Here is a 24,563-nt window from a genome sequence, read left to right as displayed (position 1 = left end):
GTGGAAGATGGACTTTTATGGGTGTTATCGTATTGAATTAAAAAACACCTTGTGATTTTGTATAGGTCCAGTTGAATACCGACAGGTCAGCACCTACACTTGCTTCACCAGCAGCAACACCTGTGGCATTGGTGACAAATGCTGTATTAGAAACGCCATCCACCGCCGAAGTAAACAGGTCAGCAAGCTCAGCGCTCTCCGGCAACACCAATTCCCATGAATTAAAGACAATTTCTCCACTGTTATAAGTTGTTACTGTGGCAGCGTCTGCGATGTTAATGGTTGACTCGCCAGCGATATTGAATATGTAAATATTCTCCAAAGTTCCCATAGCGCCGTCCCGAAAATCAGCCAATAATTTGCCTGCAAAATTGCCTGCATCTACAGTAATATTACGCAAAGTAAACGAACCAGTCGCGCTGCCTTCTGGCCCATCAATTTCAAATGCGCTTCCTGAACTGGCTGTTTGGATAACATATGCATTGGAAATCGTACCAGAATAGGCTTGATCGATATCGATGCCGTCGTCTTGTTGTCCGTAAACCAGCAGGTTTTCCACATTTACGGTACCGCCAAACCACTCCACGCCATCGTCATTGTTCGAATAGATCTCGATATTCCGGATCACCGTTCCCGAACCAACGCCACCTAATGTCAGCCCCTGAATCTCAGAGTCTGGCGCTAACGCAACACCGCTGAAACGGATCGAGATATATTGCAACGATCCAGAATTATCAGTAGGATTATCTCCTCCATAGTTACCATAGGAAAGTCCCCCAGGGATACCTTCAATGATAGCCTCACCACTGGAGGCATCAAATGAAATTGGAGCACGTCCCAGCAGAATAACACCTCCCCATTGGCCTGAATCTTCTACATCCAAGGTGCTTTCGGTTTCGCCCGGTTGAATGCCATCATTGACCGAAGTAAATATAATAGGTTGAGTTGCCGTGCCGTTCGCAAGCAGCCGGCCACCTTGGTCAACGATCAATGCCGAAGCATTGGCTTCTTGGCCGTCTTCTGCTTTGATAATAGTTCCTGGTTCGATGGTCAACGTTACGCCTTCATCAACAACAACCCGTCCATCCAAAATATAAATATTGTCCGCCGTCCAAGTCTCGTTCTCCGTAAGGATGCCTTGCTTTACAAGCTCTTCACCCCCATCACCTGGATCTGGCGTTGGATCATCATCGTCGCTACAGCTCGTCACAAACCCCAATGCAAATACGGTAAGGAATGGTAAAAATAACTTTTTCATGATTTTCATTTTTAATGTTTGATACCTCATTTATCCTCTACAAAGGAATTTATTTAATATAAAGCCAACATTTAATGAAAATCATGTTTTGATAAACTTAGTGTTAATTAATCATGAACAACATAAAGAGGGAAATAAGTATCTCCCTCTTTATGAACTGACTACAAAATAAGATGATTGGTTTTGAGGTATCTACAGGAATGGTATGCTACAAGAGGCGGCGCTTAAAACACCTCTACCACGTCATGCAGCGGCAAATCAAACGCTTCAGCAACGCCCCGGTATACCACTTTGCCCTCCACTACGTTGAGCCCTTTCATCAGCGCCGAATCATTAGCACAGGCTGCCTTCCAACCCTTATTGGCAATATTAATAATATAGGGCAAGGTGGAATTGGTAAGGGCAAGTGTAGAAGTAAAGGGAACAGCACCCGGCATATTGGCTACGCAATAATGCAGTACATCGTCGATGATATAAGTTGGATTTTCATGTGTCGTAGGCACACATGTCTCCACACAGCCACCCTGATCAACCGCCACATCGACGATGACGGTACCGGGGCGCATGGTCTTCAGCATATCACGCGTGACCAAGTTGGGTGCTTTTGTACCCGGTATCAAGACGGCACCAATAATGAGGTCATGCGTTTGCACCAGCTTGCGTATGGTATATTGGCTGGAATATTGGGTAATCACATGAGGAGGTAATATGTCATTGATATAGCGGAGCCGATCCGTATTGATATCCAAAATCGTCACATGCGCCCCCAATCCCGAAGCCATTTTGGCTGCTTGGACGCCTACGATGCCTGCACCAAGGATAAGCACCCTACCGGGAGGGACGCCCGGCACGCCACCAAGTAGAACACCTCTGCCCTTCACCGGTTTTTCAAGATAGCGCGCACCTTGCTGTACCGCCATTCGCCCAGCCACTTCGGACATGGGCGTAAGCAAAGGTAATGACCGATCTGGTTTTTCAACAGTTTCGTAGGCAATGCATACGGACCCACGCCCAATCATGGCTTCTGTGAGTACGATGCTTGACGCGAAATGGAAATAGGTGAAAACAATTTGCCCGGCGCGGGCTAATCGCAATTCTTCATCAATGGGCTCCTTCACCTTTACAATCATTTCAGCCTGCCGCCAGATGTCATGGGGATCCGTCACAATTTCGGCTCCCGCACTTTCATATTCTGCATCCGATATCCCACTGCCCTTTCCAGCGCCCTGCTCTACTAAAACATGATGGCCGTATTGTTTCAGTTCAAATACACCGGACGCAGTCAATGCAACACGGCTCTCGTTATTTTTGATTTCTTTCGGGATACCAATAATCATTTTTTTATAGATAAATCTAAATTTTGCGCAATTATACAGATTTAGCTCCAATAAATTAAAATACCACAAACAAATAACTCAAAATAAAACAGTATAAAGCCGTTTATTATTTGTAAAACACATAAATACAGCATTTCTTACGACAATAAATACACAAATAACCTAAAAATACACTCAAATCAATACAAACAATACCTATTTTCAATAATTTACCTACCAATAACCAATATCATGGTAATTTTCATGCTTAAACACTTAAATTTACAGCACCACATTTCCACGAAACAATATCAATAAAGTTGCATTAATACGATGCATATTTAATCGGAATACATTAAACTTGCGAAACCTAAGGGCATTACCTTTTGGGTTAACTTTAACGCCAGGATTATGCAGGATAGTTTTGCAAATACGGTTATTCGGTTGAATGGGCTTACTTATCAATACCCACGGGGGGAGTCGTTGCATTTTACCGATCTCGAAGTACCATCCGGACAACACACCTTGATATTGGGGGATTCAGGCAGCGGTAAAACTACGTTACTGCATATCCTCAGCGGATTGCTCAAACCGACAACAGGCATTGTTTCCATTGATGGGCAACAGCTTTATGAATTAACTGCGCGAAAGCTGGACGAATTTAGGGGTCAACGTATCGGGCTGATCTTTCAGGAAGCACACTTGGTGAAAAGCCTCACTGTAAGGGAAAATCTGCAAATCGCCCAAGGATTTGCTGGTGCCAGGATAGACAACAGTCGAATCAACGAGGTACTGGCGTTGCTCAGCTTGGATCATAAAGCAGACAGCTATCCCAGCAAACTGAGCCGCGGGCAAATGCAACGGGCAGCCATTGCCCGTGCGGTCATCAACAAGCCCGCGATTTTAGTGGCCGATGAACCTACGGCATCACTTGATGACCGCAACACGGAAAGCGTATTGAATCTGTTGCTCGATCAGGCCAACCAGCAGGGGGCTACACTGATTATTGCTACGCATGACAAGCGGGTAAAGACCCGTATAGCCCATGCTTATGAAATGGCAACACGCCCGCATCCCATCAATGAATAATCAATCAGCTATAACAACGCGCAGATGAACGTATTGCAAATCGCTTGGAAAAATATCCGTCAAAACCCAGCAACATCCGTACTGGGGATTTTATTAACGGCCTTCGGCACGGGTATATTATGTGTATTGCTGCTGACTTCCCACCAGATTGAAGAGCAACTGGACAACAACAGCCGGGGTATCGACCTCGTGGTGGGTGCCAAAGGAAGCCCCATTCAGCTTATCTTGAGCAGCATTTATCACATGGATAATCCTACGGGCAACATCAGCCTTGCTGAAGCACAGCAACTCGCCGCCAACCCGATGGTCAAATTGGCAGTTCCACTATCATTGGGCGATAATTACCGCGGCCACCGTATTGTGGGCACCGATAGTACATTCCTGCAACTATACGGACTGGAACTGGCCGAGGGCCGTATCTGGCAGGCCGACTTCGAGGCTGCAATAGGTGCTGAAGTGGCGCAAAAGCATAACCTTAAAATTGGCGACAATATATATGGTGCCCACGGCCTCAGCAGTGAAGGGCATGCCCATGATGAACATGCTTATACCATTACCGGGATTTTCAAACCCGCACACCATGTCGCAGACCGCTTGATCCTGACCAACCTCGCCAGTGTGTGGCGCATGCACGGTGACCACGACGAGGATGAGCATGAACACGAGCATGGCGAAGAACATGATCACGAACACGAACATAACGATAGCCACGATGTGGCCGGCGTGGAAGAACATGAACACCACCACGGTGAGGAGCATGATGGACATGATCACGAAGAGCCGCAGCTGGTCAAAAGCATCATGGGTGATATCGGTTCCGGAGAACGGGAAATCACGAGCATGCTCATCCAATACCGCAATCCTGCTGCCATTGGTATGTTTCCACGGCTTGTCAACCAGAATACAGCCATGCAAGCTGCCTCACCAGCCATCGAAAGTGCCCGGTTATTTTCGCTGCTCGGTATCGGGATTGACTCCTTGCAGATATTGGCCTACGTCATCATGCTGATGGCAGCGCTTAGCGTCTTTATCAGCCTGTATAATGCCCTTAAAAGCCGCAAATATGACCTTGCTATTATGCGCACTTTGGGAGCCTCGCAAGGAAAACTATTCGGCATAGTGATTGCAGAAGGAATATTGCTTACCTTTGTAGGAGCAATAGCGGGAGTTGTGATTGGCCATATCGCTATTTATCTCATTGGCGCAAGCACCGGAGGTACGGCGACGCTATTACAGGCTTTGGTTTTATTGCCAGAAGAAGCATGGCTGGTAGTTATCGGTGTAGCCATTGGCTTTATCGCTGCCGTGCTTCCTGCCATAAAGGCATACAAGACTTCAATTTCGCAAACGCTCTCAGGAAATTAAACAAAATGATAAAACAACTCATCATCACGGCATTCATCGCGTTTGGTGTACAACTGGCAAGCGCTCAGCAGGACAACCCATTTGGGGAAGTGCCTGATCACACTCCCATGATGAACGATACATGGGAAACCATCAATAAATTGATGTATAAGGTCACCTATAAGGACAATCAGACGGTCTATACCCCTCATTTTCCCGATGAGTTGAAGGCCATCGACAAAACGACAGTCACATTGCCGGGCTATTTGGTACCGATGCAGGGTGGACGTGACCATGAAACCTTCATGCTTTCGGTATTGCCCATTATGCAGTGCATGTTTTGCGGCCAGGGTGATATCCCCCCCATGGTTGAAATCTTTATGAAAAAAGGCACGAAGGTGCGTTTTACAGAGGAACCCATCAAGCTAAGGGGCCGGGTACGGCTCAATCCCAATACGCAAGAAGGCAATTCGGAAATACAGATTCTGGATGCCGAGCTTATTCAATAATCAGCGATCGCAATCAACGATTGATTATCGCCGCTTCCAAGCAAGCCATTAATGCTGCTGTTTCCGTACGTAAGCGGGCATCGCCCAGCGTTATCGGCGCATAATCCAAGCTTAGGGCTGCTTCAATTTCCGCATCACTGAAATCCCCCTCCGGTCCGATTAAGATGGTGTAATGGCCCGCTGGGGCTACCATCTGGCTCAAATACCCCTTTTCCCCTTCTGCACAATACGCAATACATTTTTGGCTTCCCCGCTGCGTAGCATCCAGAAAATCAGCAAATTTCACTGGCTCGTTAAGCTTGGGAAGATGTGCTTTCAATGACTGTTTCATCGCCGCTACCATCACTTTGTTCAAGCGATCGGTCTTGACCTCCTTACGTTCGGAATGCTCACAAATGAGTGGCGTCACTTCGTCGATGCCCACTTCGGTGGCCTTTTCGAGGAACCATTCCACCCTGTCGATATTTTTCGTGGGCGCTATCGCGATATGCAAGTAGTAAGGTCGCTTGGCATGGTTAGCTGTTGCCGAGATAATTTCCAAGACTGCCCGCTTAGGATGCGCATCAACCACTACGGCCGTGTATAATCCACCGCGTCCATCGACAAGATGTACATGGTGCCCTTCCGCCATACGCAATACACGCACGGCGTGTTTGCTCTCTTCTTCATCCAGCGTAAAAGCACTATCCCCTGGTAGGATGCCGGGTGTGTAAAACACTTGCAAATCAACAATCGTTTAGTTATTCTACCTCATCGCCACCGATCACCTCTATAAGCTCCAGCTTCACAAACTCAATGTTTTGCTGGGTCTTCTTCATGACAATAAAATTATACCCATGAAACTCTTTACGCTCGCCCACATCGGGTATTTTGTCAAATAGGTCACTCACCAAGCCGGAGATGGTATCGTAATCGTTGCTTTCTGGCAATTCCTTCGGCAAAAATTCATTGACGTCGTGCACGCTTGCGCTGGCATCTACCATGTATTCCGTTTCGGAAATCTTTTCTACCACGGGTGTCTCTTCATCGTATTCATCCTGAATTTCGCCGACCAGTTCTTCCACGATATCCTCCAACGTCACCATGCCCGCTGTCCCGCCAAATTCGTCCAATACGATTGCAATCTGGATACGCCTTTGCTGGAATTCCGCCATCAAATCATTGATCTTTTTGGTTTCCGGAATAAAATACGGTTTGCGGATGATATTTCGGAGCACCAACTCTTTTCCTTTAGCAATGATAGGCAGCACATCCTTGGTGTGTACGATACCGATAATTTGATCGATATTATCGTCATAAATGGGTATCCGTGAATACCCTTCTTTGGTAATCCGTTCGATAAACTCGTCTCCGGGGCAATTCATTTCAATGGCGGAAATTTTTGTCCGCGGCACCATGATGTTCTTGACTATCCGTTCGTTGAAATCAAATACATTTTTGATCAGTTCGTGTTCTATCGTATCGAGCGCGCCGCTTTCTTTGCCCTGATCCAATAGGTATTGTAATTCCTCCGATGAGTGGTGGGCCTCGCCTACGTTGACTTCAAATCCCATCAATCGAAGGATGAGATTGGCGAATCCATTAAGCACCCAAATGATAGGCCTAAATACCACGTAGAAAAATCGTAACGGCAACGCAATGCTCATGGTGGTCGCCACAGGCCGTTGAATCGCTATCGACTTCGGAGCCAATTCACCGAATACGATATGCAATACGGTGATGACGCTGAAAGCCAGCACATGGCCTAGGTTTTTGGCCAATGCACCGGTAAGCTCTACATTAAACCAGCCGAAAATCCCCGTCACAATGTCTGTCATCACCGCCTCGCCTATCCAGCCCAAGGCCAGGGAAGATATCGTAATACCCAGCTGGGTAGCCGCCAGGTACCCATCAAGGTGGCTGGTGATGTGTTTCGCCACTTGGGCTACTTGGCTGCCCGTCTTGATTTTAATCTCGATTTGCGACGCCCTTACTTTGACAATCGCAAACTCCGCAGCCACAAAAAAGCCATTGGCAAAAACCAGAAAAAGTGTCCAGAAAATTTCCCAGCCCATTAGGTCCTTATTAGGTTAGCAAATTCCTTTTGGTACAGTTCGAGGCTATCCTGAATGACTTGATAGGCGTACGAACGACCAAAAAGGCGTTCTATCGTGACGTTCTTCCGTTCCAGCGCCTTATAATCCTGGAAGAAACGTACGATTTCTTTCATCGTGTGCGGGGGCAGTTCCGAAAGGTCATTGATGTAATTGACGGACATATCATTCTTCGCTACAGCGATAATCTTATCATCCTGTTCTCCGTTGTCTATCATGTGCATCACGCCAATAACCTTGGCTTCGATAATGCTCATGGGATAAACATCCACCGAACAAAGCACCAAAATGTCCAATGGATCTTTGTCATCACAATAAGTTTTCGGGATAAATCCGTAGTTGGCCGGATACATCACCGACGAAAACAGCACCCGATCCAATTTAATCAGTCCGCTTTCTTTGTCTATTTCATACTTTGCTTTTGAACCTTTAGGGATTTCAATAATGGCATTGACCGACGAAGGGATGTCGTCACCTGGAGACACGCCATGCCAAGGATGCGATTTACTCATGCTATATAGCGCTATGGTTGTTTATTTGTAATTTCAGCTTTTTTCTTAAGGCGTAGTCTTCTTCTAATCAACGCTATCAATATCGGTGTAAACGAAATCGTTATAAAGCCAATAATAATATACTCAATGTAATTAATGATTTGCGGAAATTCGCGTCCCAAAAAAAAACCGGACAGGGTCAGCAACAACACCCACACCACCGCCCCGGAAATATTGTAAAGCACGAATTTCCGGAAATTTAGCTGTACGATACCCGCTAATATCGGTGCAAATGTACGGATTATTGGCACAAAACGACCAATAATCAATGCAGGCCCACCGTATTTATGGTAAAACTCCTCCGCCATCACCACATACCGGCGCTTGAAAAGCCAGGTATCTTTACGTTTGAAGAGCATCGGGCCTGTTCGCCAGCCGAACCAGTAACCCATAAAATTACCCATTACCCCTGCTGCAAAGAGCCCAAGACACAATGTCGCGATGTCTACATTCAGCATGCCGGAAGCACAAAACAAACCTGCCAAAAACAGCAAGTAATCTCCCGGCAGGAAAAAACCGAAAAAAAGCCCGGTCTCTGCAAACACGATAAAGATGACAAGATAGAAGCCTCCAGACCTTATCAATGCCTCGGCATCCAGCAATTGCGAAAATGACTCCCAGAACTCTTGCATAAATATCAGTTACAAACTTACGCAAATTGCGCGTATGGGCAAAATGCTAAGGGGGTATAGCAGAAAGCTATGGCTTATTCGTTATTGACAAGACCGAGTTTTTGATCGCTTCTGCACTTTCGGCAAGCTCCTCTTGGGTCAGTGTCAGCTTTGGTCTGCTGAAGTTAATATCATCCACCGCATTGATGGGCACCAAATGGATATGTGCATGAGCTACTTCTAATCCGACCACAGCCACGCCAACCTTCTCACAAGGGTATACCTGCTTAATGGCGTGCGCGACAATTTTCGCAAAAATCCAAAGCCCCATATAATCGTCATCTTCCATATCAAACACGTAATCCGTCTCCCGCTTGGGGATGACGAGCACATGTCCTTTAGCCAACGGATTGATATCTAAAAAGGCAAGGTAATCGTTGCTTTCGGCTACTTTGTAGGCCGGTATTTCACCGGCGACGATTCTGGAAAATAGGGTTGGCATATTGTTTTTTAGTTGGTGTGTGCAAAGTTAAACAAAAACGGCTGTCTTTGGTAAACAGCCGCTGGATAATAATGTTTGTTTATGTGCGGTTATGGCAGACCCGCACATAACCGTCACAGCTATTACCTGGAAATATCTAAGATTTCCAACTCTACCTGGCCTGCCGGCACCTGTATCTGCGCCTTGTCGCCGATTGATTTGCCCAGCAATCCCTGGGCAATGGGCGACTTCACGGATATTTTACCCGCTTTGAGATCCGCTTCCGTTTCTGACACCAATTGATACGTCATCACGGCGCCGTTTTTCACGTTTTTGAGTTTGACAATCGATAGTGCTAGCACCTTGGAAGTATCCAGTGTAGACTCATCAATAACGCGGGCATAGGCCAAGCTATCCTCCAATTTGGCGATTTTGGCCTCATGCAATCCCTGAGCTTCCTTTGCTGCATCGTATTCGGCATTTTCAGACAAATCCCCCTTGTCGCGTGCTTCGGCAATGGCCTTGGCAATCCTTGCTCTGCCTTCTGTTTTGAGATACTGCAACTCGTCCTTGAGTTTTTCCAATCCCTCTTTGCTGTAATACGTTACTTCTGCCATAGTAATTATGAATTAAAAATAAAGTCAAAAAAAGAAGCAAGACCATACCGTTCTAAGTGGCATGGCCTTGCTCGTTGCGACGAAGATAGCGAATGTTTTTTAAAAAAACAAAAAAAGAACGTAGATAATCAGGGATTGTCTACAAACTTATAACCCATGCCTCTGACGGTTTGCAAGTATGCCGGTTTATCGGCATTGACCTCGATTTTCTTGCGCAAACGCACAATGTGCATATCCAATGTGCGGGTATTGACATTGGAGCTGTACCCCCATACCACCTGCATCAGTTCATCACGGCTGATGACACGTCCTACATTTTGCAAGAAATAAAGCAAAATACGGTTTTCCAGAATGGTGAGTTCGATCTTCTTGCCATTGCGTACCAGCGAATGGATATTGGGATGATGCTCGGTATCACCAAAGGTATACAAATCGGCGTTTTGGCTATTGACAAAGTATTTAATTTTGTTTTCAATCATAGCCACCAGCACGTCCATGCTAAACGGCTTGGTAATGTAATCTGAAACCCCAAAGCTATAGGCATCGATTTTATCCACATCCTGTGATTTGGCCGTCATCATGATGATGAGATTGGCAAACCCTTCTTTCCTCAGGCTGGCACATATTTCTGAGCCCTGCCTGCCAGGCAACATCCAATCCAGTAAAACAATATCGGGCTTTTGCTCCAATATCATTTTTTCCGCTTCATCGCCGTTTCCTGCCTGGATAACATGGAAATTCTCCGACTCCAAGCGATGACTAACCAAGAAACGTAAATTTTCGTCGTCTTCGATGACGGCTATTTTGATATTTTTTTGCATATCTTGATACGATTTATGGATTTGTAATCCACGTTGCTAATCTACTGGAAAAATAATGATAAACGTAGTGCCTTTACCTAGTTCGCTCTCCACACTGATATTGCCGCCCATAAAGTTGACCAGTTCCTTGCAAAAAGCAAGCCCAAGCCCTACACTGCCTTGCTGGTTATATTGATTCTGCACACGATAGAACTTTTTGAAGATATGAACCAATTCCTTCTTGGCAATACCGATACCTTTATCGGCAAACCGCATGGTCACTTGCTTTTTTGTTTGTGCAATCTGTATATTCAGCACTTTATTGTCCGGCTTGGAATATTTATAAGCGTTGTCTATCAAATTTTGGAATATACTGTTCAACAAAACCGGATCGATATATAACGTACGCTTCGCATCCACGTTGCATTGGATATTTAAATCTCCATATTTAATTTTGGAAGCCGCCAATACTTTATCACAAAATTCGTGCAAATCAACCTCTTCCCGTTCCATTTTTATGGATTTATTTTCAATTTGGGTAAAAGAGAGCAACGTATTCATCAAATTATTGAGCCTATCCGCTTCCTCATCCAAAATTCTCCCATAGTGTATACGTTCGTTATCCGAAAGTTGCTTTGCACTTTTGATATTATTGCCCGCAATCTTGATGACACTCACTGGTGTCTTAAATTCATGTGTCAGGTTATTAATGAAATCATACTGCAATTTAAACATACGCTTGTTTACGTAGAGGTTTCGATAAATTAAATAAGCAATGACCGCCAGCAGCAGATAAATGGCGACTACACCAGCCAGTACGGGTAAAAACCGCCGATTGATTTCAGTCTGTAGGAAGGGCCGGCTTGAACTGAAGTATATCTTGTAATCGGCCAAGGCGCCCGGCAACGGCGTTTCCGTCGTAAATAAATCCGGATCGGTGTCTATAGACTCGTAGACCAAGGGTTGTATCTGTATATGCTGGTACAATTCGGGCACGGTATTTTTAAGCGACAATTTATTCGGATCGATGAAATAAGTTAGAATGTCCTGCTCATAGACTGCGTCGTGCAAATGTTTCCTATACATCAGTTCTTTATAGGTTTTCAGGTCGTCCCTCCGGGGAATATTCATGTAGGATATTTTTCCCGGCGTCACCGAATAAAACACTTTGAAGATATCATCATCCCTCAACGCCTTGGTCGTATCTACCCGCTCGATAAAAGCTGCAAATTTCACGGCCATGTTGTTGAAATCATCCGATAGTGATAGCGGCAATTGTGTCGTGTGATTGGTTGCCGTTGATTGGCTATCGGGCTTGTTATGCTGGCTGAACTGGTACACACCCTTGGGATACACCACCAAGCTGTTTGCCGAAAAACCGTAATCGATGTATTCGCTATTACTCAGCGCCACGTCATAAAAAACGATGCGTTCGACAAAGGGATAGGTCTGCAATACACTATCAGCATACGATGCCACCCCAGCTGAATCCAAATAACCCTGGTAGAATGATATTTCCGGAATCCGGTTTTGAAAAAAATCATTGAACGGCCCAATATTATATTCCAGTACCTCTACTTTCCTGGATGCAAATTCATTTTCAACATAGGTGATGGTCAAATCCCGGGCGAGGATGAGGGCCAGCACAAACGAGGCAATGACAACAACTATAAAAGCACTAACCAATACATAGTTTATGCGATAGGTATTGCGTCGATGCGTCATTTCAAATACTTATCAAAAAATGCACCTAATTCCCTGTAAAATAAAATTCGGTTTTCTTCATTGCGGAAATATCGGCCTTCTTCTTCGCGCAAGATATAAGTAATCGGTATTTTCCGCTTTTTGAGCTTCTGAACGAACTGGTTTGTCTCGTTGACGGTACTCCAGCTATCCTTCCCCCCTTGTGCAATAAAAACGGGTATTTCAATGTTGTCTGAATGAAACACCGGGGACATCGCTTTGATCAAATCGGGTTCAGATTCGGGATTACCGATAATTTCGTAATACATTTGCAAGTAAGGCTTGAGGTGGGGCGGCACCTCCTTGAGGTAGGTAAATAAATTGGCAAAACCCGAATAAGAAGCCGCGCAGGCATACAAATCAGAATTGAAGCAAGCTCCGTGCAATGCCGAATAGCCACCAAAACCAGCACCGTAGATACCTATGCGGGATGAATCTACCACGCCTTCGTCAATCAGCCAGCGTACGCCATCGGTAATATCGTCCTGGATTTTTCCGCCCCACTCCTTGAATCCGGATGACCAAAACTCCTTGCCATATCCGGTGGATCCCCGGTAATTGACTTGAAATACCGCGAATCCGCGATTTGCGAAAAACTGTACTTCCGGATTGAATCCCCAGCGATTCCGGTCGCTCGGGCCATTGTGGGGGTATACAATCACCGGCGTCTTTTTGCCTTTCGCCTTTACTGGCATGGTCAAGTATCCTTGTATCTGGCGGCCATCGCGTGCCCGATAGGTAATAGGCTTCATTTCGGCAAGCAAGCAGTCCTTCAGTGCGGGGCTGTTGTCGGCCAATTTGATCAATGCATCCTCGGTAATGTCGTAATAATAGGTTGCGCCCGGATCTTTGTCTGTATACGAACGTAAGATAAACCGCGTGCGTGCGGTATCCCTATCGAGTATACTCACCTCATAACCGTCCAGTTTCTGGCTGATTGCCTGGTACACCTCCTCCGTCTGCTTATTGAGAAAATGGCGCTGCTGCTTCCATGTAGCATACGTCGCATACGACATCTCCCCACGGTCACTGGAATATCCGCCATTATCTACATCCACATCCGGGTGGCTGTAAATTATCCTGACCTCCTCACCGGTTTCCATGTCGATTTCCACCAATGCCAATTTATCCCTATTGATATTGGAAAGGGCAAACACATGGTTTTTATTTTCTCCCGAAAATCCAATCGGCATGATGGAGTTTCTGAAACTATTGCTCATCACCGGTCTAAACGCATCTTTTTCGCTCGCCCGGTACAACATGGTTTCTTTTACACTATCACTGGCCAGCGCCAGCCGCAATTGCCCATCTAAATCAGCAAACCATTTGATAATGTTGCCGGGATTCCTGGCCACCAACTCTTTTTTGCAAGCATCCGTATGGAGTCTATAAACATCGAATACAGACGAGTCCCGCTCATTAAGTGAAATCAAGAAACCATTATCGATTACCTTCGGCGATATCCACCGCAATTTCACCGAAGAAGCGGGCATAAGATGCCGTACAGCCAGCGTAGCCCGGTTGACGGCAAACACCTGCAGGCTGTCGTTTTTCTTATCTTTGGTAAAAATCAATTCATTATCATTGCCCCAGAAATAAGATTGGATACCCAATTCCGTTTCCGACGTGATGCGTTGCTCCTGCCCTACTTTATCAGGCTCAAGGACATAGATATTCTTCTGCCCTCCGTAATTGTTTAGGTAAGCGATATATTTGCCGTTAGGCGATATCTTGAAATTGGTCTTTTCAGGCTCGGAAAAAAAATCCTCCACAGGTATAATGCGTGCCTTGTGATCATCACAACCACCCAAAAAGGCCGTGAACGTCATTCCGAGCAACCAAAACACAATATGACGTACCATATTAACTGACTTCCCTCTCCATTCTTCCAAAGGTGGAAAAATTTACGGTAAAAGCTTGTTATGCAACCTTAATTTTACACGTCGGAATATAACGATTTCATACCTATTGCCAAGCTATTTTAAGCAGGCTTTAGATAGATTGCTTATCTTCGTCCCCATGTATTTATATAACGTCACCATCATTACTGAAAACGACATCCAAGACATTGTCAGGCAATATATCGAAGCACAAATACAAGGCCGCAGGGATGAAAAAATATCGGTTGCCTTGCTGGAGTTATTGGATTCGCCACATGAAGGCACCACCTATTGCGTTCAGCTGCGCGCGGAGAACAGCGAAGAAATTGCAGCATTTCAACAGCATCACTTGGCGGCTATCCAAGCTTTTGCAAATCAGCATTATGCAGGAAAAATCCTGTTTTTTGATAGTGTCATGAAATACCTCAACAGCTAATACTCGTATGAAATTTTTACCCACACCAATACCCGATCTCATTGTCATCGAGCCGCAATTGTGGCACGATGATCGCGGTTTTTTTATTGAAACGTATAACCAAAAACTATTCGCCAGCAACGGCATCACAGCAACCTTCGTGCAGGACAACCTCTCTTGCTCCCGCCGTGGTGTATTGCGCGGCATGCATGCCCAAGCAGGGGAAAATGCACAAGGCAAATTGGTAAGGGTCTTGCGTGGCCGTGTGGTGGATATCGCGGTGGACATCCGGAAAGCTTCGAAAACGTACGGCCAAAGCTTTTCCATTACACTTGATGAGCATGAAGCAAAATCCATGTGGATCCCCCCTGGTTTTCTCCACGGATTCGTGGCGCTTGAAGATGATACGTTATTCGCCTATAAGGTAACCGGATTTTATGACAAAAGCGGCGAAATAGGCGTTCGGTGGGATGATCCCGATTTACACATTGATTGGCCCATGAATCCGGAAGAGCTTATCGTTTCGGAAAAGGATCGTCAGTTACCTTTCCTGAAAGACATCAGCAGTCCCTTCTGAATCCTTTTCCCAGCTCCACTAAGGGATTTCTTCGTGGAGCTGATCTTCATATTTGGGATCATACTTCACTTTTGGCGTAAGGTAATGTAAAAGAATCAACCTTGAATAGCGGAAATTAAAGGGGGCAAAAATTAGGATAGCCACCACCAGCACACCGAGGTATACCCATGGGGATTCACTTTTGGTCACCTGGTAAGTCAATAAACCTGTCGTCACTACCTGGGCAACAGACATGGCATAGCTTACATACATGGCTGCATAAAAATAACCCGGCTCAATCTCAAACCGGAAGCCGCAGTGGGGGCATACGTCATTCATCCGTTGCCGCTTAATCCCATAAGTTTTACCCACAAACATATTCCCTACCCTGCATTTCGGGCATTTGGAAGTAATTACCGCTTTGAATTTAGGGGTATGTGAAGCAGCAGCCATGATAGACACTAATTCAATACGATGGGGTCATTGTCTACATTCACTGTTTTTTTGCTGCGATATTTTTTATACCACAGCACCCCAATCCCTACCGCTGCCAGGTAGGGAATAGCCAGTAGGAATAATATACCTTTGTTCAACCCTTTTCCCTGTGTATTGCCATGCTCGGTGGCATTTTCGGCAGTAAGTGTACACATGGCACACTGTGCCTTCGTGTCGTTCGGCACAGCGGCAAATAGTGTAGCTGCAACCATTAGGATTCCTAAAAACCGCATTATCCTGTTCATCATACAAAGATACAAAATTGTTCGGCCATATTTCCTATCTGCCATAGAATACCTCGAAACGATCCCAGAAGCCATCTTTCGGCAGCTTGGCAAATAATTCAATGGGTTCCTTTTTAATGGGATGGACAAAAGACAGCTTCCTGGCATGCAGGCAAATGGATCGCCTGAGGCTCCCCCTTGGGTAGCCATACTTATGATCGCCCACGATAGGGCACCCCATGGAAGCAAGCTGTGCACGAATTTGATGGGTACGCCCGGTCAATGGATAGACCTCAATTAAATAGTAGCCATCCAGTTCACCCAGCACTTTGTAGTCCAGCTCGGCGTACACCCTGCTTTCTGCCTGTTCGCTATGTACTTTAGTGACATTCTGCGTGCGGTCACGTGAAAGCCAATGTACCAATTTGCCTTCCGGCTGTTCCGGGGCTTTCCGAACCACCGCCCAATACGTCTTTTGGATTTCCCGATCTTTAAAAAGCTTTTGCATACGCTCCAGCCCTTTGCTTGTCTTGGCAAAAAGTATCAGTCCGCTCACCGGGCGATCAAGCCGGTGTACCACACCTACAAAAGCGCCATTGGGCTTGTTGTATTTTTTGGTTAAATACTTATTGACCATTGCTTCCAGCGGCTCATCACCGCCGGGATCAGCCTGCACGAGGTATCCAGCTCGTTTATTTACGGCAAGCAAATGGTTGTCTTCATAGATGATATCGCTATCGGCAATAGGCATATTCCAGTATCTTCACGTTACGCGGCAAAGATAAGAATTTACGGCATGACCGTCAAATCCACAAATTCATTGACAGGCATGGCTGCCAGCTTGTCGATATCCAACGATGCGGCTAGAATCAACTGCTGCTGTTTTGTTGAAAATATACGGGCAAGGTTGGTTTTGTACTTTCCGATCAATACGGGCATCCCTTCTTCCCGTCGGCGCTTATGGCCAATGGGATATTCCACGATGACCTCATCCAGCACCGTCCCATCTGTCAATGTCACCGTCAGCGCATTGGCAATGGAACGCTTTTCAGGGTCGTGGTAGTCCAGCGTAAACTGCGGGTCTTCCACGGTTTCCATCGTTGCACGTAAGCTATCTATCCGGGGATCGGATGCCACGTTATCTTCATAATCAGCTGCCGTCAGCCTACCGAAAATCAAGGGCACCGCAATCATGTATTGGATGCAATGATCCCGGTCGGCCGGATTATGCAGGGGGCCTTTCTTATCAATGATGCGGACAGCGGCCTCGTGCGTACGGATACGGATATGCCGGATATCAGCAGCTGTCTTCCCCAATTCATTGAGCTTGTGGTGCAGGGTCATGGCTGCTTCCGCTGCCGTCTGCGCATGGAACTCCGCTGGAAACGAGATTTTGAACAACACATTTTCCATCACGTACGAGCCGTAGCCGCGCTGGAACTGGAAGGGATTGCCTTTAAACAGTACATCGTAAAAACCCCATGTCTTGGCCGTGAGCACCGAGGGATAGCCCATCTCACCGGTCTCGGCTATCAAGGCCAGCCGCACGGCGCGAGAAGTGGCGTCGCCAGCGGCCCACGACTTGCGGCTACCCGTATTCGGCGCATGCCGATATGTGCGTAGCGAATGGCCGTCTACAAAGGCGAGCGATACAGCATTAATGAGCTCATCCCGGCTAAGCCCCAGCAGCTTGCCCACCACGGCCGTAGATGCCAGTTTCACGAGCAGCACATGGTCAAGCCCTACCTTGTTGAATGAGTTTTCCAGCGCCATCACCCCTTGGATTTCATGAGCCCTGATCATCGCATCCAGCACCTCGCGCATTGTCAACGGTGCCTTCCCTTGGGCTACCGCTGTACGCGAAAGCCAGTCAGCTGTAGCCAGGATACCTCCCAAGTTGTCCGAAGGGTGCCCCCACTCCGCCGCCAGCCAGGTGTCATTAAAATCCAGCCAACGGATCATCGTCCCGATGTTAAACGCCGCATGTACGGGATCAAGTTGGTAGGGCGTACCCGGCACTTTAGCACCATGGGGCACGATGGTGCCACTCACGATAGGGCCGAGCAGCTTGGTACATGCAGGGTAAGTCAGCGCTTCGAACCCACAGCCCAAGGTATCCAACAAACAATAGTGGGCGGTTTGAAAAGCCAGATCGCTCGTGATGTTGTAGTGGAGGGTATAATCTACGATATCAGTAATAACGTTATCCGTTTCCGGACGTACGTTTGAAATAGGTGATGACATATTTTTTAGTTAGTTGAAAGTCAAAAGTCATAAGACTTAAGCGTTACGATCCTCCAAAAGTACAAATTCCCTCGGCTCCGGACCTGTATAGTTTGCACTTGGCCGGATAATCTTTCCATCTTGCCGCTGTTCGATGACATGGGCGCTCCATCCCGTCACGCGCGCAATGACAAACAACGGCGTAAAGAAAGATGTGGGCACGCCCATCAGGTGATAGGAAACCGCCGAAAACCAATCCAGGTTGGGAAACATCTTTTTCTCTTCCCAAAGCAACGTTTCCAGCCGTTCGGCAATGGTAAATAATGCACTATCACCAGATTCATCCGATAGTTGCCGGGCTACTTTTTTGATGACCACATTCCGCGGATCGGAGACGGTATATACAGGGTGGCCAAATCCAATGATGACCTCCTTGCGTTCCAGTCGCTGCTTAATGTCCGCAGCAGCCTCATCGGCATTGGCATAGCGGCTTTGGATTTCATAGGCCACTTCATTGGCTCCGCCATGCTTTGGCCCGCGCAGTGCGCCAATGGCTCCCGTGATGCAGGAATACATATCCGATCCCGTGCCGGCGATTACCCGCCCGGTGAATGTAGAAGCATTGAACTCATGCTCGGCATATAAGTTCAGCGAAATCGCCATGGCATTAATCCATGATGCCGACGGTTCCTTGCCGTGGAGCAAGTGGAGAAAATGTGCGCCTACCGTCTCGTCATCGGTTTCCACATCGATGCGCCGCCCATGATGGGCATAATGATACCAATACAGCAAAGCCGATGCATAGGAAGCCAGCAGTTTGTCAGCAATATCGCACGCGCCCACCGGATGGTGATCATCTTTTTCCGGGTAAACCGTACCCAGCACGGAGGTATACGTACGCAGTACATCCATCGGGTGTGCAGCAGCAGGGATCTGTTCAAGCACATTTTTAGCCACCTGCGGCAATCCCCTAAGGGTCTTCAGTTTGCCTCGGTAAGCATGCAGTTGCGCCTTATTCGGCAATTTCCCGTGGATAAGCAAATGGGCTACCTCCTCAAAGGATGCCCCCTCCGCCAAATCGAGGATATCGTATCCCCGGTAATGCAGGTCATTGCCACTCCTACCTACTGTACACAGCGCAGTGTTGCCGGCGGCTATCCCCGAGAGCGCTACCGATTTCTTTGGCTTAAACGTTGGTTGCTGATTGCTATCGCTCATAATTTAGTATTTAGTACTAAGTACTTAGCATTTAGACTTCCGGTCTCCTGACTTTCGAACTTCCCAACTACTTCCCATACAACGCATCCAATTTCTTTTCAAAGTCATAATAACCAATGCTGTCATACAATTCGGCGCGGGTCTGCATGGTATCCAGCACGTGCTGCTGTGTACCATCCTTACGGACATGTGCGTAGACATTCAAGGCCGCCTTATTCGCTGCCCGGAACGCTGATAGTGGGTATAATACCATGGAAACCTCCGCCTGAGCCAATTCGGCCACCGTCCACAACGGCGTCATGCCAAACTCAGTGATGTTGGCCAGCACTGGCAGGCCCGTTGCTTCCACAAATGCACGGTATTGTGTCAATTCAGCTACTGCTTCCGCAAAAATAAAATCGGCACCCGCCTCGGCATAAGCTACGGCCCGTTCCAGTGCTGCCCCCAATCCCTCATTGGCCAGGGCGTCGGTACGTGCCCCAATGGCAAATTGGTCGTCCGTACGGGCATCTACGGCCGCTTTTAACCGATCTACCATTTCGGCGGTGCTCACCAGCTCCTTATTGGGACGGTGGCCACAACGCTTTGCACCAACCTGATCTTCCATGTGCAAGGCTGCTGCGCCAGCTTTGATTAAGCTCTTCACGGTACGGGCTACGTTGAACGCCGAAGGGCCGAATCCGGTATCGACGTCCACCAATAACGGGGTATCGCACACGTTGGTAATGCGCTCCACATCGATGAGCACGTCCTGCAAAGACGAAATGCCCAAATCGGGCACGCCCAGGGAACCCGCTGCTACTCCGCCACCTGAAAGGTAAATAGCCCGAAAGCCAGCTTGGGTAGCCAGCAACGCATGGTTAGCATTGATAGTCCCTACGATTTGCAGTGGCTGTTCGGATTTCAGGGCAGCTTGCCAGCGCGCTCCCGCGGATGATGGATTCCCGTTTATCATGGTTATTTTTACGAATCGCGTAAATATACGGGATATCCATCACGTAGGCAAACGGATGGCTAATTACGCCAACCGTACCACTTCACCGGTCTTCACCGATTCGTCACAGGCAAATGCCACACGAAGGCTACTGATGGCATGTTCGGTCGCTTCGGTCAAATCCACGTTCTCCCGGATGGCTTTTAGAAAGAAGCGCTGTTCGCGGTTGCACAATTCCTGGTGGTCTGGCTCATCCGCCAGATCAATCCAGCGATCCTGACGGGTAAAATTATTGGCCTCATCGATATCAGCATAGTGGAAACGCAGCGACTCCGTTTTGGTATGCGCCGCCACGGAATCCGACTTGCCGCTTGCCCCAGCTTCCTTGGCCACAATGGATACGGCGCCTTTCGGACCAATCACATCTTTCACAAAGAATGCCGTCTCGCTCATCATAGGCCCCCAGCCTGCTTCATACCATCCCACCGAACCGTCTTCAAAACGGATCTGCAATTGGCCATAATTGTAGTTAGTTGCTGGGATATCATCCGTAAGCCTGGCACCGATGGCATTCACCTGGACAGGTTTGCTGCCCGTCATCTGGCACATCACGTCGATGTAATGCACACCGCAGTCTACAATCGGGCTGAGGCTTTTCATCAGGTTGCGGTGCACATCCCACATCACGCCGTGGCTCTGCTGGTTCAGGTTCATCCGCATCACCAGCGGCTTGCCGAGCTCGCCGCTGAGTTCAATAAACCGCTGCCAGGAAGGGTGGTACCGCAGAATATAGCCAATGACCAGCTTCTTTCCCGTTTTGGCGGCGACGGCGGCGACCCGCTCAGCGCCTTCCACACTGTCGGCAAGCGGCTTCTCGATAAACACGTGGCAATCGGCTTCCAGCGATTTGATGGCATACTGCTCATGCGTATCGGGGTAGGTGGAAATACATACTGCATCCGGACGGGCAGTAGCCAGGGCTTGCTCAAAATCATTGTACAGGGGATATCCACCGCCAAGGAGGTTATTCAATTTGACTTTGCTATCACCGGTGGATACCAGTCCGCAAATCTCAAATCCATCCATTTCATGATAGGCGCTGGCATGGGAAGCTCCCATATTGCCGCAGCCAACAACCAGTACCCGTATCGGTTTTTTTTGTGTTTCCATCTGTTATTTATCGTTTGTTTGCTCGCTATCTTCTTTAAAGATCAACAAAAATAGTATAAAAATCAGTATCGAGATCCCTGCCGGGACCAGCCATACCCCCCGCCAGTCATATTGCATGGCTTCACCGGGGGTCGCAAAAACTGCGGTCAGCACACCTGAGGCATACGAGCCGATGAACATCCCCACACCATATGTGGCAAAAGTAATCAATCCCTGGGCAGCATTTTTTACCGCCATGCCCGCTTGCCGATCGGTATAGATCTGGCCCGTCACGAAAAAGAAATCATAGCATAGCCCATGCAAAAGGATACCCAGGTAAAGCATCCATGCCCCATCGGCAACATTGCCATAGGCAAATAGCACGTACCGCACCACCCAAGCCAGCACCCCGATGGCAATCATCGCTTTTACGCCCAGCCTACGGAAAGCGAATGGGATAAGCAACATGAAAGCAAATTCTGAAAACTGCCCCAACGTCATTTTTCCCGCAGCATGCTCCATACCCACATCGTTCAGAAACGGATTCGTGAAATTGTAGTAAAAAGACAACGGAATACATACCGCTATGGATGCCAAAAAGAAGACGACGAATGAACGGCGCTTAAAGAGAAACAACGCATCAAACCCAAGTGTTGCAGAAAGTCCCGGTGACGCCTGCCGATTAGGCGGTGTATCGGGCAGGAAAAAGCTGAGTATGCCCAATAGCAACGATGAAGTTGATGTTTGAAACACCCGGATCAGGGGGAATCCCTTACCATTTGAATAACACGGAAGAATCGCTGAACGCATTATGCAACAACGAGATTCTGTGCCATTGCGGTAAAAGGGCTGCTTGGAAACGGAAGCCTCGGGGCAGACCATCGTCCGCCTGTTCAACCCGGAATTAATTATCCTTGGCGGGAGTTTAGCCGCCACGGGCGACTACATCAAGCTGCCCATAAAAAATGCCCTCAACAAATATTCCCTCAGCCTGGTCAACAATGACACCCAATTGAGCATATCCCAATTGGGCGAACAGGCAGGCATCGTCGGCGCCTGCCTGCTTGTGTGCGATCGCCTACTGGCGCTCAACACCTAATCAGCTGTACACTATTGTTTAGACTTTGATAAAAAGCGAAGGGATCGATGGGTAATTCACTACCGCCTTGGTAAGGCTGGGTACAAAAATTTTCTGGAAAAACGATTTATGGGGTCTAGCAAATACCAGCAAATCCAGCCGATCGGCTTTCGCTTCTTGCGTCACCGCATTGATATCGACCTTTTCCACCGGCATGGCCTTGCAGGAAACACCCCAATCCGGATAAGCTTCTTCCACCTTACGTTGCCAACGCTCCAGCTCTTTTTCCGGAGCCTGCTCTCCCGCTTTGTAAAAATGTAACATGGATAAATGCGGCCTGAGATTAAGTGCCTGCTGGAATACCAGTAATGCGTCCAATTCCTGATCGTCGTAAGCCGTGAAAAACCCCACACGCTGGAACGAAAAATCCGGTGTATCGATGGGCACCACCAATACGGGCACTGGCGATTTCTTAAGCACTTCATAAGTCGTGCTTCCCAAAATACTTTCGGCAATGTTAGTCACGCCTTTGGTGCCCATCACCACCAGGGAGTTTTCTCCTTTTTTAAGCTTTTCAATCACCACTTCAATCATGAATCCCTTGATACATTCACCCTCGATATCCACCTCCGGAAATTGCCGGCTTAAGTTTTCCACCAAATTCTTCATGGCTTCCGCAGATTCCGTCTCGGCCCACCTGATTTGCTTTACGCTGTTGCCTTCTTCCCCATAACCTGAATATAAGGCGATATACACATGTAACAATTGCACTTTTTGATTGGAAGCATTAGCCAACGCGCAAGCATATTCTGCGGCAACATACGCGTTTTCTGAAAAATCTGTAGGAACTAGTATCGTTTTCATATCATTTAATACAAATAAGTGGTAAGCTTTGTGTTACAAAGATACCTCAAATTACCATGCAATTAATGATAATCGTCACCTTAAAAAATAACTTGGTGTGTTTAACTATCCATAAGCGTTACAAGCTATCAGCTTCTTAAATTTTCTTACATTTGCGTTATGTCAGTAAACAAAGAAATCAAACGCATCACCACGCATACCATCCGTCAAATGAAAGCCAGCGGCGAGAAAATAGCCATGCTCACCGGCTACGACTATTCGATGGCCCGGATATTGGATGATGCCGGCATCGATATCATCCTGGTGGGCGACTCCGCCGCCAATGTCATGGCGGGTTATGAGACCACTGTACCCATTACCCTGGAAGAAATGATGCTTCATGCCGCTGCCGTAGTCCGCGCAGCCAAACACGCGCTGGTTGTGGTCGATCTGCCTTTCGGTACCTACCAAGGTGATAGCAGTGATGCACTAAAAGCAGCTGTGCGCGTAATGAAGGAGACTGGAGCGCATGCGCTGAAAGTGGAAGGCGGCATTGAAATCCAGGATACCGTCAAGCGTATCGTGAATGCGGGTATCCCCGTGATGGGCCACCTCGGCCTCACACCGCAATCCATATACAAATTCGGTACCTACACGGTCAGGGCTAAGGAAGAAGCCGAAGCCAACAAACTGAAAACGGACGCAAAATACCTGCAAGATGCAGGCTGCTTTGGCATCGTGCTCGAAAAAATCCCTGCGCAATTAGCTGCCGAAGTGACTGCCAGCCTCGATATCCCCACCATCGGCATCGGTGCTGGCGCTGGCTGCGATGGCCAGGTGCTGGTCGTACACGACATGCTGGGCCTCAATAAAGGGTTTAAGCCCAAGTTCCTGCGCCAATACCTCAACCTGTATGAAGAAATCGGCGAAGCCGTAGGACGGTATATCCACGATGTGAAATCCGCCACGTTCCCGAATGAAAACGAGCAGTATTGATTTTTAGTCGGAAGTTCCGGGTCTGAAGTCGGAAGCCTAACGCCGACTGCCGATAACCGAATAGCCAAGAATGTAATAATATTGACATACAGCATCAGCTGTCGGGTGGGATGCGTTAATTTGCACGTCTAACAAATTAA

General features: G+C 47.5%; 26 protein-coding genes and 1 pseudogene. 7 read left to right on the top strand and 20 right to left on the bottom strand.

The window, feature by feature from the left end:
- Window positions 1–37 precede the first annotated feature (37 nt).
- The gene (locus tag BMW65_RS08115) at window positions 38–1,258 is read right to left on the bottom strand and encodes a right-handed parallel beta-helix repeat-containing protein (protein ID WP_143053840.1); all 1,221 of its coding nucleotides are present in this window, start codon (window positions 1,256–1,258) and stop codon (window positions 38–40) included.
- Between the two features lie 224 nt (window positions 1,259–1,482).
- Window positions 1,483–2,595, bottom strand: coding sequence for an alanine dehydrogenase (gene ald, locus BMW65_RS08110; RefSeq protein WP_090604449.1), 1,113 nt, complete (start codon window positions 2,593–2,595; stop codon window positions 1,483–1,485).
- 390 nt (window positions 2,596–2,985) lie between these two features.
- Between ald and BMW65_RS08105 the strand changes: the two genes are divergently transcribed.
- Genes BMW65_RS08105 through BMW65_RS08095 form a run of 3 tightly spaced genes read left to right on the top strand, consistent with a single transcriptional unit; the run spans window position 2,986 to window position 5,516 of the window.
- Window positions 2,986–3,663 carry an ABC transporter ATP-binding protein gene (locus BMW65_RS08105; protein WP_090604447.1) on the top strand — a complete coding sequence of 226 codons (678 nt, stop codon included), beginning with the start codon at window positions 2,986–2,988 and terminating at the stop codon, window positions 3,661–3,663.
- A 24-nt stretch (window positions 3,664–3,687) separates the two neighbouring features.
- On the top strand, window positions 3,688–5,028 hold the full coding sequence (locus tag BMW65_RS08100) for an ABC transporter permease (protein WP_090604446.1): 1,341 nt from the start codon (window positions 3,688–3,690) through the stop codon (window positions 5,026–5,028).
- Between the two features lie 5 nt (window positions 5,029–5,033).
- Window positions 5,034–5,516 carry a hypothetical protein gene (locus BMW65_RS08095; protein WP_245747556.1) on the top strand — a complete coding sequence of 161 codons (483 nt, stop codon included), beginning with the start codon at window positions 5,034–5,036 and terminating at the stop codon, window positions 5,514–5,516.
- A 13-nt stretch (window positions 5,517–5,529) separates the two neighbouring features.
- Here the strand turns inward: BMW65_RS08095 and BMW65_RS08090 are convergent, their stop codons facing one another.
- From BMW65_RS08090 to BMW65_RS08050, 9 genes are all read right to left on the bottom strand, one after another.
- Entirely contained in the window at window positions 5,530–6,234 is a 705-nt protein-coding gene (locus BMW65_RS08090) for a 16S rRNA (uracil(1498)-N(3))-methyltransferase (protein ID WP_317040455.1), read from the bottom strand.
- 22 nt (window positions 6,235–6,256) lie between these two features.
- Entirely contained in the window at window positions 6,257–7,570 is a 1,314-nt protein-coding gene (locus BMW65_RS08085) for a hemolysin family protein (RefSeq protein WP_090604442.1), read from the bottom strand.
- Window positions 7,570–8,121, bottom strand: coding sequence for an inorganic diphosphatase (locus BMW65_RS08080; protein ID WP_090604440.1), 552 nt, complete (start codon window positions 8,119–8,121; stop codon window positions 7,570–7,572). The genes BMW65_RS08085 and BMW65_RS08080 overlap by 1 nt, the downstream gene beginning before the upstream one ends.
- Before the next feature lie 11 nt (window positions 8,122–8,132).
- Window positions 8,133–8,792, bottom strand: coding sequence for a DedA family protein (locus BMW65_RS08075; RefSeq protein WP_090604438.1), 660 nt, complete (start codon window positions 8,790–8,792; stop codon window positions 8,133–8,135).
- Window positions 8,793–8,859: 67 nt separating this feature from the next.
- A complete protein-coding gene (locus BMW65_RS08070) occupies window positions 8,860–9,273 on the bottom strand; it encodes an HIT family protein (RefSeq protein ID WP_090604436.1) in 414 nt (137 codons plus the stop codon).
- A gap of 122 nt (window positions 9,274–9,395) precedes the next feature.
- Window positions 9,396–9,869 (bottom strand): transcription elongation factor GreA, encoded by a 474-nt coding sequence (gene greA, locus BMW65_RS08065; RefSeq protein WP_090604434.1) that lies wholly within the window; start codon window positions 9,867–9,869, stop codon window positions 9,396–9,398.
- Window positions 9,870–9,997: 128 nt separating this feature from the next.
- Entirely contained in the window at window positions 9,998–10,690 is a 693-nt protein-coding gene (locus BMW65_RS08060) for a response regulator (protein ID WP_090604432.1), read from the bottom strand.
- Window positions 10,691–10,726: 36 nt separating this feature from the next.
- A complete protein-coding gene (locus BMW65_RS08055; protein WP_090604430.1) occupies window positions 10,727–12,394 on the bottom strand; it encodes a sensor histidine kinase in 1,668 nt (555 codons plus the stop codon).
- Window positions 12,391–14,274 (bottom strand): S9 family peptidase, encoded by a 1,884-nt coding sequence (locus BMW65_RS08050; protein ID WP_090604428.1) that lies wholly within the window; start codon window positions 14,272–14,274, stop codon window positions 12,391–12,393. The genes BMW65_RS08055 and BMW65_RS08050 overlap by 4 nt, the downstream gene beginning before the upstream one ends.
- A gap of 157 nt (window positions 14,275–14,431) precedes the next feature.
- Here BMW65_RS08050 and BMW65_RS08045 point away from each other — a divergent pair, with 157 nt between their 5' ends.
- Together BMW65_RS08045 and rfbC are read left to right on the top strand one after the other, a co-directional pair.
- Complete coding sequence (locus BMW65_RS08045; protein ID WP_090604426.1) at window positions 14,432–14,728, top strand: DUF4286 family protein; 297 nt, start codon at window positions 14,432–14,434, stop codon at window positions 14,726–14,728.
- Window positions 14,729–14,735: 7 nt separating this feature from the next.
- Complete coding sequence (gene rfbC / locus BMW65_RS08040) at window positions 14,736–15,284, top strand: dTDP-4-dehydrorhamnose 3,5-epimerase (protein ID WP_090604424.1); 549 nt, start codon at window positions 14,736–14,738, stop codon at window positions 15,282–15,284.
- Window positions 15,285–15,302: 18 nt separating this feature from the next.
- Here the strand turns inward: rfbC and BMW65_RS08035 are convergent, their stop codons facing one another.
- The 8 genes from BMW65_RS08035 to BMW65_RS08000 all read right to left on the bottom strand — a co-directional run bounded on the left by BMW65_RS08035 (window position 15,303) and on the right by BMW65_RS08000 (window position 22,316).
- Complete coding sequence (locus BMW65_RS08035) at window positions 15,303–15,716, bottom strand: DUF983 domain-containing protein (protein WP_090604422.1); 414 nt, start codon at window positions 15,714–15,716, stop codon at window positions 15,303–15,305.
- An 8-nt stretch (window positions 15,717–15,724) separates the two neighbouring features.
- A complete protein-coding gene (locus tag BMW65_RS08030; RefSeq protein WP_317040437.1) occupies window positions 15,725–16,006 on the bottom strand; it encodes a hypothetical protein in 282 nt (93 codons plus the stop codon).
- Between the two features lie 31 nt (window positions 16,007–16,037).
- The gene (locus BMW65_RS08025) at window positions 16,038–16,733 is read right to left on the bottom strand and encodes an RluA family pseudouridine synthase (protein ID WP_090604418.1); all 696 of its coding nucleotides are present in this window, start codon (window positions 16,731–16,733) and stop codon (window positions 16,038–16,040) included.
- 38 nt (window positions 16,734–16,771) lie between these two features.
- Entirely contained in the window at window positions 16,772–18,226 is a 1,455-nt protein-coding gene (locus BMW65_RS08020) for a bifunctional 2-methylcitrate dehydratase/aconitate hydratase (RefSeq protein WP_090604416.1), read from the bottom strand.
- A gap of 36 nt (window positions 18,227–18,262) precedes the next feature.
- A complete protein-coding gene (gene prpC, locus BMW65_RS08015) occupies window positions 18,263–19,423 on the bottom strand; it encodes a bifunctional 2-methylcitrate synthase/citrate synthase (protein WP_090604414.1) in 1,161 nt (386 codons plus the stop codon).
- 67 nt (window positions 19,424–19,490) lie between these two features.
- Window positions 19,491–20,378, bottom strand: a complete 888-nt coding sequence (gene prpB / locus BMW65_RS08010; protein ID WP_090604412.1) for a methylisocitrate lyase — start codon at window positions 20,376–20,378, stop codon at window positions 19,491–19,493.
- A 63-nt stretch (window positions 20,379–20,441) separates the two neighbouring features.
- On the bottom strand, window positions 20,442–21,527 hold the full coding sequence (locus BMW65_RS08005) for a Gfo/Idh/MocA family protein (protein ID WP_090604410.1): 1,086 nt from the start codon (window positions 21,525–21,527) through the stop codon (window positions 20,442–20,444).
- Between the two features lie 3 nt (window positions 21,528–21,530).
- Window positions 21,531–22,316 (bottom strand): MFS transporter, encoded by a 786-nt coding sequence (locus tag BMW65_RS08000; protein WP_090604408.1) that lies wholly within the window; start codon window positions 22,314–22,316, stop codon window positions 21,531–21,533.
- A gap of 5 nt (window positions 22,317–22,321) precedes the next feature.
- Between BMW65_RS08000 and BMW65_RS07995 the strand changes: the two are divergent.
- Window positions 22,322–22,605 (top strand): annotated as a pseudogene (locus tag BMW65_RS07995) (ROK family protein); the annotation flags it as partial.
- Window positions 22,606–22,623: 18 nt separating this feature from the next.
- On the opposite strand, the gene BMW65_RS07990 reads toward BMW65_RS07995, so the two are convergent.
- Window positions 22,624–23,448, bottom strand: coding sequence for a universal stress protein (locus BMW65_RS07990; RefSeq protein ID WP_090604407.1), 825 nt, complete (start codon window positions 23,446–23,448; stop codon window positions 22,624–22,626).
- Window positions 23,449–23,607: 159 nt separating this feature from the next.
- On the opposite strand from BMW65_RS07990, the gene panB reads away from it, so the two are divergent.
- Window positions 23,608–24,423: a 3-methyl-2-oxobutanoate hydroxymethyltransferase gene (gene panB, locus BMW65_RS07985; protein ID WP_090604405.1), complete on the top strand. Its 816-nt coding sequence runs from the start codon at window positions 23,608–23,610 to the stop codon at window positions 24,421–24,423.
- The last annotated feature ends 140 nt before the right edge of the window (window positions 24,424–24,563 follow it).

This window comes from Parapedobacter koreensis (genome assembly GCF_900109365.1).
GTDB classification, from domain to species: domain Bacteria; phylum Bacteroidota; class Bacteroidia; order Sphingobacteriales; family Sphingobacteriaceae; genus Parapedobacter; species Parapedobacter koreensis.
Note: the sequence above shows the minus strand (reverse complement) of the source record. Positions and strands in the feature narration are given on the sequence as shown.

Coding starts and splice junctions, on each gene's coding strand:
- BMW65_RS08105 (WP_090604447.1), top strand. CDS start 2,986: ATGCAGGATAGTTTTGCAAATACGGTTATTCGGTTGAATGGGCTTACT.
- BMW65_RS08115 (WP_143053840.1), bottom strand. CDS start 1,258: ATGAAAAAGTTATTTTTACCATTCCTTACCGTATTTGCATTGGGGTTT.
- BMW65_RS08000 (WP_090604408.1), bottom strand. CDS start 22,316: ATGCGTTCAGCGATTCTTCCGTGTTATTCAAATGGTAAGGGATTCCCC.
- BMW65_RS08080 (WP_090604440.1), bottom strand. CDS start 8,121: ATGAGTAAATCGCATCCTTGGCATGGCGTGTCTCCAGGTGACGACATC.
- BMW65_RS08045 (WP_090604426.1), top strand. CDS start 14,432: ATGTATTTATATAACGTCACCATCATTACTGAAAACGACATCCAAGAC.
- ald (WP_090604449.1), bottom strand. CDS start 2,595: ATGATTATTGGTATCCCGAAAGAAATCAAAAATAACGAGAGCCGTGTT.
- BMW65_RS08050 (WP_090604428.1), bottom strand. CDS start 14,274: ATGGTACGTCATATTGTGTTTTGGTTGCTCGGAATGACGTTCACGGCC.
- BMW65_RS08005 (WP_090604410.1), bottom strand. CDS start 21,527: ATGGAAACACAAAAAAAACCGATACGGGTACTGGTTGTTGGCTGCGGC.
- BMW65_RS08055 (WP_090604430.1), bottom strand. CDS start 12,394: ATGACGCATCGACGCAATACCTATCGCATAAACTATGTATTGGTTAGT.
- rfbC (WP_090604424.1), top strand. CDS start 14,736: ATGAAATTTTTACCCACACCAATACCCGATCTCATTGTCATCGAGCCG.
- BMW65_RS08020 (WP_090604416.1), bottom strand. CDS start 18,226: ATGTCATCACCTATTTCAAACGTACGTCCGGAAACGGATAACGTTATT.
- BMW65_RS08070 (WP_090604436.1), bottom strand. CDS start 9,273: ATGCCAACCCTATTTTCCAGAATCGTCGCCGGTGAAATACCGGCCTAC.
- BMW65_RS08060 (WP_090604432.1), bottom strand. CDS start 10,690: ATGCAAAAAAATATCAAAATAGCCGTCATCGAAGACGACGAAAATTTA.
- prpC (WP_090604414.1), bottom strand. CDS start 19,423: ATGAGCGATAGCAATCAGCAACCAACGTTTAAGCCAAAGAAATCGGTA.
- panB (WP_090604405.1), top strand. CDS start 23,608: ATGTCAGTAAACAAAGAAATCAAACGCATCACCACGCATACCATCCGT.
- BMW65_RS07990 (WP_090604407.1), bottom strand. CDS start 23,448: ATGAAAACGATACTAGTTCCTACAGATTTTTCAGAAAACGCGTATGTT.
- greA (WP_090604434.1), bottom strand. CDS start 9,869: ATGGCAGAAGTAACGTATTACAGCAAAGAGGGATTGGAAAAACTCAAG.
- BMW65_RS08085 (WP_090604442.1), bottom strand. CDS start 7,570: ATGGGCTGGGAAATTTTCTGGACACTTTTTCTGGTTTTTGCCAATGGC.
- BMW65_RS08030 (WP_317040437.1), bottom strand. CDS start 16,006: ATGATGAACAGGATAATGCGGTTTTTAGGAATCCTAATGGTTGCAGCT.
- BMW65_RS08075 (WP_090604438.1), bottom strand. CDS start 8,792: ATGCAAGAGTTCTGGGAGTCATTTTCGCAATTGCTGGATGCCGAGGCA.
- BMW65_RS08100 (WP_090604446.1), top strand. CDS start 3,688: ATGAACGTATTGCAAATCGCTTGGAAAAATATCCGTCAAAACCCAGCA.
- BMW65_RS08025 (WP_090604418.1), bottom strand. CDS start 16,733: ATGCCTATTGCCGATAGCGATATCATCTATGAAGACAACCATTTGCTT.
- BMW65_RS08095 (WP_245747556.1), top strand. CDS start 5,034: ATGATAAAACAACTCATCATCACGGCATTCATCGCGTTTGGTGTACAA.
- prpB (WP_090604412.1), bottom strand. CDS start 20,378: ATGATAAACGGGAATCCATCATCCGCGGGAGCGCGCTGGCAAGCTGCC.
- BMW65_RS08035 (WP_090604422.1), bottom strand. CDS start 15,716: ATGGCTGCTGCTTCACATACCCCTAAATTCAAAGCGGTAATTACTTCC.